Genomic DNA, 9,802 nt, shown 5'->3' with positions numbered 1-9,802 from the left:
ACCAGCCGGGTCAGCGCGCGACTGACCGCGACCTTGTCCATCTCCGTGCGCGCGGCGACCTCGCTCGCCGACAGCCCGTGGCCGTCGTAGCGGGCGAGCACGGCCATCACGCGCCACTCCGTCATCGAGAGGTCGAAGCGGTCCTGGTACTCGCGCGCGATCGCCTGGCTGACCCGGTTCGACAGGATCGACAGCCGGTACGGCAGGAATCGCTCGAGTTCGAGCGGGGCATGATCGGCCATGTGGCGGTGCCGCTTGAATTAAGTTTCAGATGAAACTATCGTAGCATGCTTCTGGTACCGGAGGCCGTCATGAACGCCCAACCCAACCTCGGCATGCAGGTCACGACGTTCGACAACCCGATGGGCATCGACGGCTTCGAGTTCGTCGAATTCGCCGCGCCGGCCGGCCGCGCCGGCGAGCTGCACGCGTTGTTCAAGCGCATGGGTTTCACCGCGGTGCTGAAGCACCGCTCGCGCGCGATCACCGTGTATCGGCAGAACGGCGTCAATTTCCTCGTCAACGAGGATCCGGACTCGTTCGCCGCCGACTTCGCCGCGCAGCACGGGCCGTGCGCGTGCGGTTTCGCGATCCGCTTCAGCAAGCCGGTCGCCGAGGTCGAGCAGGCGGTGATCGCCAATTGCGGCGAGCGCGTCGCGCACAAGGCGGCGACGCGCGCGGTCGACGCGCCCGTGGTCAAGGGCATCGGCGACTGCATGCTCTACCTCGTGCCGCGCGTGGGCGACGTGTACGCGAAGGACTTCGTCGCGATCGAGGGCGCCGAGCGCGATCCCGCCGGTTTCGGCCTCACCTTCATCGACCATCTCACGCACAACCTCTACTTCGGCAACATGCAGAAGTGGTCGGACTACTACGAGCGACTGTTCAACTTCCGCGAGATCCGCTACTTCGACATCAAGGGCGCGAAGACCGGCCTGGTGTCGAAGGCGATGACCGCGCCGGACGGCATCGTGCGCATCCCGCTCAACGAGTCGAGCGATCCGAAGTCGCAGATCAACGAGTACCTGGACGCGTACCACGGCGAAGGCATCCAGCACATCGCCTGCTTCACCGACGACATCTACTCGACGGTCGAGCGGATGCGCGAAGCCGGCGTGGAGTTCCTCGACACGCCGGACACGTACTTCGACGTCATCGACGTGCGCATCCCGAACCATGGCGAGGACGTGCCGCGCCTGGCGAAGAACAAGATCCTCATCGACGCCGATCCCGAGACGAAGCAGCGCAAGCTGCTGCAGATCTTCACGCGGAACGCGATCGGCCCGATCTTCTTCGAGATCATCCAGCGCAAGGGCAACGAGGGCTTCGGCGAGGGCAACTTCCAGGCGCTGTTCGAGTCGATCGAACGCGACCAGATGAAGCGCGGCGTGCTGTAAACGCCGAGCCCTCGTCGAACGGAAAAGCGGCCCTGAAGCACAGGATGTCAACGTGATCGAGAGCAACGGCTACCAATCCGGTTTCGGCAACGAGTTCGCGACCGAGGCGCTCGCCGGCACCCTGCCGCTCGGGCGCAACTCGCCGCAGCGCGTCGCGCATGGCCTGTATGCCGAACAGCTGTCCGGGACCGCATTCACCGCTCCGCGGCACGCGAATCGGCGCAGCTGGCTGTACCGCATCCGCCCGGCGGCGATGCACGATACGTTCGTGCCGTTCGAGCAGCCGGCCTTCCACAACGACTTCGGCGCCGGGCCGGTCACGCCGGACCAGTTGCGCTGGAGCCCGTTGCCGCTGCCGCAGCAGCCGATCGATTTCGTCGAAGGCCTCTACACGATGGCCGGCAACGGATCGCCGGCCGCACAGGGCGGCGTCGGCATCCACCTGTACGCGGCCAATCGCGACATGCAGGGGCGCTGGTTCTACGACGCCGACGGCGAACTGCTGATCGTGCCGCAGCAGGGCGGCCTGCACGTCGAAACCGAACTCGGCGTGCTCGACGTCGTGCCGAACGAGATCCTCGTGATCCCGCGCGGCGTGCGCTTCCGCGTCGCATTGCCCGACGGCGTCGCGCGCGGCTACGTCTGCGAGAACTTCGGCGCGCTGCTGAAGCTTCCCGACCTCGGCCCGATCGGCAGCAACGGCCTCGCCAATCCGCGCGACTTCCTCGCGCCGCAGGCCGCGTACGAGGACGTCGAAGGCGGGTTCGAACTCGTCGCGAAGTTCCAGGGCCATCTGTGGCGCGCGCCCATCGGCCATTCGCCCTGCGACGTCGTCGGATGGCACGGCAACTACGTTCCGTACAAGTACGACTTGCGCCGCCACAACACGATCGGCTCGATCAGCTACGACCATCCCGATCCCTCGATCTTCCTCGTGCTGCATTCGCCGGGCGAGCACGAGGGCGTCAGCAACATGGACTTCGTGATCTTTCCGCCGCGCATCCTCGCCGCGCAGGACACGTTCCGGCCACCGTGGTTCCACCGCAACGTCGCCAGCGAGTTCATGGGCCTCGTCCACGGCGCTTACGACGCGAAGGCCGAAGGCTTCGCGCCCGGCGGATGTTCGCTGCACAACAGCTTCACCGGTCACGGGCCGGACGCGGCGACATTCGAGAAGGCGAGCGCGGCGGATACCTCGAAGCCCGACTACATCACGGACACGATGGCCTTCATGTTCGAGACGCGCGCGGTGATCCGGCCGACCGCGCAGGCGCTCGCCGCCGCGCACCGGCAGCGCGACTACCAAGCGTGCTGGAGCGGCCTGCGGAAGCATTTCACGCCGTGACGGCAGCGACGGGTCGCGCGCGCGCGGAGGCCGTGAAGCAGGGATCGATCTGGACGCGCGATCTGGCGCCATCCTGCTCGCGCCTCGGCTACGTCGAACCGATCCACGCGGCCGAACGCCGGCGACGGTTGTTGCGGCTCGCGCCGTGGCTCGCGCTTTCGCTGCTGCTCCTGTGGGGGTGGGATGCATGGCTGCGGTCGGAGCGCGCGGCGATCGATGCGCTCGCGCAGACGGACCATGCCGAGGCGCTGCGACGCGCGGCCGTACTGATCGGCGTCGGCGTCGGTTCCGCGGTCGCGTTCGCGGCGGCGACCTGCATCGGGGCGATGCTCGTCGCATTGCGCGCGCTGCGAGCGGGCCGCTGGCCGCCCGCTGACGCGCGCGTATGGCGGCGCACGCGCGTGATCGGCGGCGCGTGCCTGCGCGTGCGCTTCGGCCTCGTGCTGCTGCTCGCGCCCGCGGCGGCGGCGTTCCTCGTCCACACCGGAGCCCAGCTGGTCGGCTGGGCGTGGAATACTTACGCGGACGCGCGCGCGGATGCGGCGTCCGATCCCCGAGCCCCCGCCACGACACAACGGAACGACCCATGAAACTCGGATCCCTCAAGGAAGGCGGCCGCGACGGCACGCTCGTCGTCGTCAGCCGCGATCTTTCGCGTGCGGTGCGCGCGGGCACGGTCGCGCCGACGCTGCAGGCCGCGCTCGACGACTGGCCGAACGCGGCGCCGCGCCTGAACGCGCTCGCCGCGGAACTCGAAGCGGGCACGGCGGCCGGCGCGTTCGCGCTCGACATGGCCGCGCTCGCTGCGCCATTGCCGCGCGCGTACGAATTCGTCGATGGCTCGGCCTACCTGCCGCACGTCGAGCGCGTGCGCCGCGCGCGCGGCGCCGAAGTGCCCGAGAGCTTCTACGTCGACCCGCTCATGTACCAGGCGACGAGCGCAGGGTTCTACGGTCCGCGCGATCCGATCCTCGCCGCGAGCGAGGAATGGGGCATCGATCTCGAAGCCGAAGTCGTCGTCGTCACCGACGACGTGCCGATGGGCGTGTCGCCGGCGTCGGCGTCCGCGCACATCCAGCTCGTCGGGCTCGTCAACGACGTTTCGCTGCGCGGGCTGATCCCGGGCGAACTCGCGAAGGGCTTCGGGTTCCTTCAGTCCAAGCCGCGTTCGGCGCTGTCGCCCGTATTCGTCACTCCGGACGAGCTCGGCGACGCATGGCGTGCCGACAAGTTGCACCTGCCGATGCGCACGTGGATCAACGGCGCGTGGTTCGGCGAGGCCGAGGCCGGCGTCGACATGCAGTTCAGCTTCGCCGACCTCATCGCGCATGCGGCGAAGACGCGCCCACTGGCCGCGGGTACGATCGTCGGTTCCGGCACGATCGCCAACGAGGATACCGGCAAGGGCGCTTCATGCCTGGCCGAGCAGCGCACGGTCGAAACCCTGCGCGACGGCAAGCCGAGCACGCCGTTCCTCAAATTCGGTGATACGGTACGCATCGAAATCACCGATGCGGCCGGCAGGAGCGTGTTCGGCGCGATCGAGCAGGTGGTCACGCGGCAGGCGCCGCGCGGCTGAGGCGCGGCAGGGCGGCGGTGCGGGGGAGCGCTGGCATGACGACTCACACGGATCTCACGCTGTACGACTACTGGCGTTCGAGTGCGTGCTACCGCGTGCGCATCGCACTGAACCTCAAGCGGCTTGCGTATACGACGAAGCCGGTGCACCTCCTCAACGACGGCGGCGAGCAGCACGCACCCGCCTACCGCGAACTCAATCCGCAGGAATCGGTGCCCGTGCTCGTCGACGGCCAGCGCGTGATCCGCCAGTCGATGGCGATCATCGAATACCTCGACGACGTGAACCAGGAGTATCCGTTGCTGCCGGCCCTGCCGCGCGACCGCGCGCACGTGCGCGGCCTCGCGCAGCTCATCGCCTGCGACGTGCACCCGCTCAACAACCTGCGCGTGATGCAGTACCTCGAGCGCGACCTCGGCGTCGACGCGGCCGCGCGCGAACGCTGGACGAAGCACTGGATCGAACTCGGCTTCCGCGCCTTCGAGGCGATCCTCGTCTGCGACGTCGCGACCGGCGAGTTCTGCCACGGCGACACGCCGGGCCTCGCCGACGCCTGCCTCGTGCCGCAGGTCTACAACGCGAAACGCTTCGGCGTCGACCTTTCCCCTTACCCGACGCTCGCCGCGATCAACGACCGTTGCCTCGCGATGCCCGAATTCGAGGCGGCCAAACCCGAGAACCAGCCCGGCGCGGCGTGAACACCCGAGTGCGATCGTCGCGTCGAGCGACGCCGCAGCGGCGGGCCCGTGTGCGAGGCCGGCGCGCCGGTCATCCGGCGATGTAGCGCTGCAACTGCTCGATCTGCTCGCCCTGTTCGCTGATCACGGCCTTGACGAGGTCACCGATCGAGACGACGCCGACGACCCTCGTGCCTTCGACGACGGGCAGGTGGCGCACGCGGCTGTCGGTGCACAGGCGCATGCAGGTGTCCACAGTGTCGCTCGGATTCACCGTGATCACCGGCGACGTCATGATGTCGCGCACGGGGGTGTCGCTCGAAGAGCGGCCCTTGAGGATCACCTTGCGCGCATAATCGCGCTCGGAAACGATGCCGACGAGTTCGTCGCCGCGCATGACGAGCAGCGCGCCTACGTAGCGATCGGCCATCGTGCGGATCGCGGCGAGCACGGGCTCGTCGGGGCCGACCGTGTAGATGCGATCGCCCTTGTCCGCGAGGAGATGCTTGACCTGGAGCATGTACGCCTCCGCTCGAGCGCGGCATCGCGGCCGCGGACGGAGTCTAGCGCCGGAGCGCGGCGGCCGCTCGCCGCCGCGCAGCACGTGCCGGCATCGGTCGATGCCGGCACGTCGACGGAGCCTCAGCCGCAGTCGAACCCGTCGGCGAACGGCGACGACACGAGCGGAGCCGTGATGTTCGCACTGTTGTTCGTCGAAGCGGGATCGGCCGTCGCGGAGTTCGCGGTCGCGGTGAACGACACCGGATCCGGCGCCACGTAGCTGCGCGGCACGCAGACGTCGGTCGTCACCGTGCGCGTCTGGCCCGCGGGCACGCTCGGGAACGCGCACGGATAGCCGGTCGTGCAGTCGCCGCTGTTGTGGTGGAACGCGATGCCGGCCGGCATCGGGCTGTCGAGCTGCACGTTCGCGGCGTCGTCGGGACCATTGTTGGTCACGGTGACCGTGTAGCGCTGCTGCAGGCCCGGCTGCACGACCGGCGGCGGCGTGATCGTGACCGCGAGGTCGGCGCCGCCACCCGTCGTCGGCAGCGGCCACGCCCAGGCGCCACGCGAGCGCGTGAATGCAGCGAGCGTGGTGAAACCGCGGTCGATGTTGAGGCTCCACACCATCACGTGCGGCAGGCCCTCGAAGCGCTGCCACACGGGCGACGCGGCGCTGATGTCGTCGGTGTAGTAGAGGCCCCAGTCCATGCCGACGAACACCTGGTTCGCGTTGTGCGGATTGGCGATGACCGCGTTGGCCGGGATGTCCGGCAGGTTGCCGCTCTTGTCGACCCAGGTGAAGCTCGCGCACTGCGCGGTGCAGGTGACGCGGAACACGTGGCCCGGCGTCGCGGCGGTGTTCGCGGCGAAGCCGCCGACCGCGGCGTAGCCGACCAGCGGGTTGTGCGGGTCGGTCGCGACGTCGAGGATCGGCCGGTTCGGCAGCACCGTGTTGCCGCCCGTGACGTTGACCGCGGTCGCCGCACCCGCGGCGCCGAGCCCGAACACGTACTGCACGTTGCCGTCGTTGGTGCCCGCGATCGCGACGGTCGGATCGCTCACCGAGTAGTGGATCTGGTTGATGTAGGAGCGGTTGTCCGATCCGACGATGAGGTTGTTCTTGGTCAGGTCGCCGGTCTTCGCGCTCCACGAACTCGTCGGCAGCCCTCCGCTCAGCGACTCCCAGACCCGCTGCGTGCCGAGGATGATGTGCTTGCAGCCCGCTGCGCTCGTGCAGGCGCTGCCCGGTGCGTCGAGTTCGCCGTAGCGGTACAGGTCGAACGGCGTGAAGAAACTGGCGCGGTCGCTGCCCCAGTTGCCGGAGGCCGATTGCTGGTTGCCGAACGGGCCGGTCGTGCTGACGTAGAGGTCGGCGTAGTAGATCGACGTGTACCAGTACTGGCCGAGCACGGGTTCGATGCGCGAGACGATGCCGTCGCCGCCGTTGGTCGATTCCCACGCCGCCGCGCCGGGTGCGCCGGCGAACACGACCGATGCGCTGCCGTTGTCCTGGAAACCCGCGGTCGCGCCTGCGTTGGACGAGGTCGCGAAGCCGGCGGTGATGTCGCCGTGGTAGATCTCGATCGTCGGCAGCTGCTTGTTGAGATCGGTCCAGTTCGCGTTGAACGCACTGGTCGCGGTCAGGGCGTTGTCGACGTAGTACACGCCGCCGTCGTTGCCGTTGAGCACGTGGTTGGCGTCATTGCCGACGATCGCGGTCGCGTGGTTGTCCGGATGCACCGGGCCGCCGCCGTAGGCCTGGGTCAGGTTCACGTACGAGCTGCCGCCGTTGCTCGAGCGGAACAGGTCGACCGAATTGACGAACAGGACGTTCGGGTCGGTCGGCGACACCTTGAGGCCGGCGTCGTACCACATCTGCGTACCCGCGCCGCTAGGCGTTCCGACCTGGGTCCAGGCGTCGCCGCCATTGGTCGTCTTCCAGACGCCGAGGATGCCGCTGCCGGTCACGTTCGAGAACATCGCGTAGAGCGTGAGCGGATCGCTCGGCGCGACCGCGATCTCGAGGCGGCCGCGGCTCGTGTTCGCCGTGCCGTTGCCGGTGCCGGCCGGGAAGCCGCTCGCGAGCAGCGTCCAGTCGCCGACCGCGGGGCAGCCGGATGCGGGCATCGTCGCGCGATAGACGCCGTTCGCGCCGTTCTTGCCGAGGTTCGGCTGCACCGGCGTCGGAATCCCGCGCGTGCCGACCGCCGCGTACAGGTACGTCGTACCGCCGCGGTTCACGGCGAGCAGGCCGGTCATGTCCTGGCGCTGCTCGCCCGCACCGCTCGTGAACGCATTCGTGTAGCACGGGCCGGTCCAGTCGACGCCCGCATTGTTGGAGAAGTAGAGGCCGGTCTTGGTGCCGACGACGACGTTGTCAGAATCGTTCGGGTCGACGACGACCTTGCCGATCGCCTGATACTGCGGGAAGCTGCCCGCGGAAGGGCCGTACATCGGGTTGAACACGTCGGCACCGAGCAACTGCCAGGTTTCGCCGCGGTCCGTGCTCTTGAGCAGGCCGGCGGCGCCGAACGACATCGATCCGTAGCGCAGGTCGCCCGTGCCCGCGTAGAGCACGTCATGGTTGGACGGGTCCATCGTGATGTCCCCGATCGCCATGCTCGCGACTTCGGGGAAATCGGTCTTGACGGTCCAGGTCGTGTCCGCGGTGCAGCAATTCGTCGTCTTCCAGACGCCGCCGCCGTCGGAGCCGAGCCACGCGACCGCGGGGTTGTCCGGGTCGCTCACGATCACGTTGGTGCGGCCGGCCGCGCGATCGGCGCCGAATCCCTCGCCCGTGAGCGGCTGCGGACCGAGCAGGGTGAACGCGTTGGGGTCGAGTGCGACGGCCTTGTCCGCGGACGGGCGATAGGTCTTCTTGCCGGCCGGGACGCCCGCCGCAATCGCCTTGTCCTGGCGCGCCGATGCGAGCAGCCACGCGGGTTCGAAGCGCAGGTGCTGCGCATCGCCGCCATAACCGACGCGGATCGCCCAGTAGTCGCCTTCGCTCGGCGAACGGCCCTCGTCGCGTTCCTCGGACTCGCCATGGAGCGCCGGCCTCTCGGCGAGCCGGGCATAGCCGACGTACAGGCCCACCGCCGCGACCGCGGCGCCCAGCCACGCGTACCCCTTCCTCATCGAACGCTCTCCCCGCAGGCCGATCGGGACGTCAGCCAACCGGCGGATGATACTCGTCTACGAGATACAGCGGACGCTGCTTGGATTCGACGTATAGACGTCCAAGGTATTCGCCGATCACGCCCAGCGCCATCAGCTGCACGCCGCCTAGGAACAGCACGACGACCATCAGCGACGGATAGCCGCGCACGGGATCGCCGAACAGCAGCGCCTTGCCGAGCACCCACAGGGCGAAGCCGAACGCGACGAGCGCTGCGACGAGGCCGACGTAGGTCGCGAGCTTGAGCGGCGCCCCCGAGAACGACGTGATGCCGTCGATCGCGAAGTTCCAGAGTTTCCAGTAGTTCCATTTCGTTTCGCCCGCGTGGCGCGGATCGCGGTGGTAGACGACGGACAACTGGCGGAACCCGACCCAGGTGAACAGCCCTTTCATGAAGCGCTGGCGTTCGCGCACCTGCTTGAGCGCGTCGAGCGCGCGCCGCGACAGCAGGCGGAAGTCGCCCGTGTCGCGCGGGATCGGCGTCGACGACAGGCGCTCCATGACGCGATAGAAACCCGATGCGGTCATCTTCTTGAAGCCGGTTTCGCCCGCGCGCGACGCGCGCGTGCCGTAAACGACGTCGTAGCCCTCGCGCCAGTGCTGGACGAACGTCGGGATCAGTTCGGGCGGATCCTGCAGGTCGGCGTCGATGACGACCGCCGCGTCCGCGTCGACGTGGTCGAGCCCGGCGGTCAGCGCGAGTTCCTTGCCGAAGTTGCGCGACAGCTTGAGCGTCGACACGCGCGGGTCCTGCGCGCGCAGCGCGCACATCACCGCGTAGGTGTCGTCGCGGCTGCCGTCGTCCACGTACAGCACTTCCGCCTCGAGATCGAGGCGGTCGAGCACCGCGGCGACGCGCGCGTGGAAATCGCGCAGGCCCTCGCTCTCGTTGTAGGCGGGCACGACGACGGTGAGCTTGGGCATGGCGATACCGTGGACTTCGAGGAGGCGAACGTCGGAATGCTAGCGGACTGCGCTGCCCGCCGGATGACGCGCGACGCTTCGTTCAGCGCGGCAGGTAGGACGCGCCCCCGAGCTGCGCCGCCTGGCGCTGGATCCATGCCGCGCGCCTCGACACGTAAGCGCTCGGCCGCTCGACGTGGAAGCGCGTCGGGTTCGGCA

Annotated in this window: 9 protein-coding genes and 1 pseudogene; 5 read left to right on the top strand and 5 right to left on the bottom strand. The window is 68.6% G+C overall.

The genetic code is table 11. From position 1 onward, the window contains the following. Positions 1-242: helix-turn-helix domain-containing protein (locus VI238_RS03180; protein ID WP_331648370.1), on the bottom strand; the 242-nt coding region annotated here is incomplete at its 3' end. Between the two features lie 69 nt (positions 243-311). Between VI238_RS03180 and hppD the strand changes: the two genes are divergently transcribed. From hppD to maiA, 5 genes are read left to right on the top strand one after another with little or no spacing between them, the layout of a single operon-like run. After that, entirely contained in the window at positions 312-1,397 is a 1,086-nt protein-coding gene (hppD, locus tag VI238_RS03175; RefSeq protein ID WP_331648368.1) for a 4-hydroxyphenylpyruvate dioxygenase, read from the top strand. A 52-nt stretch (positions 1,398-1,449) separates the two neighbouring features. After that, positions 1,450-2,742, top strand: a complete 1,293-nt coding sequence (gene hmgA / locus VI238_RS03170; RefSeq protein ID WP_331648366.1) for a homogentisate 1,2-dioxygenase — start codon at positions 1,450-1,452, stop codon at positions 2,740-2,742. Between the two features lie 32 nt (positions 2,743-2,774). Further along, positions 2,775-3,332, top strand: a complete 558-nt coding sequence (locus VI238_RS03165; protein ID WP_331648364.1) for a hypothetical protein — start codon at positions 2,775-2,777, stop codon at positions 3,330-3,332. After that, positions 3,329-4,321 (top strand): fumarylacetoacetate hydrolase family protein, encoded by a 993-nt coding sequence (locus VI238_RS03160; protein WP_331648362.1) that lies wholly within the window; start codon positions 3,329-3,331, stop codon positions 4,319-4,321. The genes VI238_RS03165 and VI238_RS03160 overlap by 4 nt, the downstream gene beginning before the upstream one ends. Positions 4,322-4,356: 35 nt before the next feature. Further along, positions 4,357-5,019 carry a maleylacetoacetate isomerase gene (gene maiA, locus VI238_RS03155; protein WP_331648360.1) on the top strand — a complete coding sequence of 221 codons (663 nt, stop codon included), beginning with the start codon at positions 4,357-4,359 and terminating at the stop codon, positions 5,017-5,019. Positions 5,020-5,089: 70 nt separating this feature from the next. Here maiA and VI238_RS03150 read toward each other — a convergent pair whose 3' ends face one another. From VI238_RS03150 to mtgA, 4 genes and pseudogenes are all read right to left on the bottom strand, one after another. Beyond that, positions 5,090-5,518 carry a CBS domain-containing protein gene (locus tag VI238_RS03150; RefSeq protein ID WP_331648358.1) on the bottom strand — a complete coding sequence of 143 codons (429 nt, stop codon included), beginning with the start codon at positions 5,516-5,518 and terminating at the stop codon, positions 5,090-5,092. Between the two features lie 122 nt (positions 5,519-5,640). Continuing rightward, on the bottom strand, positions 5,641-8,640 hold the full coding sequence (locus VI238_RS03145) for a DUF11 domain-containing protein (RefSeq protein WP_331648355.1): 3,000 nt from the start codon (positions 8,638-8,640) through the stop codon (positions 5,641-5,643). A gap of 31 nt (positions 8,641-8,671) precedes the next feature. Continuing rightward, a complete protein-coding gene (locus tag VI238_RS03140; protein ID WP_331648353.1) occupies positions 8,672-9,604 on the bottom strand; it encodes a glycosyltransferase family 2 protein in 933 nt (310 codons plus the stop codon). 82 nt (positions 9,605-9,686) lie between these two features. Beyond that, positions 9,687-9,802 (bottom strand): annotated as a pseudogene (gene mtgA / locus VI238_RS03135) (monofunctional biosynthetic peptidoglycan transglycosylase); the annotation flags it as partial.

The sequence above is a fragment of the Dokdonella sp. genome, from assembly GCF_036518555.1.
Lineage (GTDB): Bacteria > Pseudomonadota > Gammaproteobacteria > Xanthomonadales > Rhodanobacteraceae > Dokdonella_A.
The sequence above is the reverse complement of the archived record's forward strand: the minus strand, read 5'-3'. Positions and strand labels throughout refer to the sequence as shown.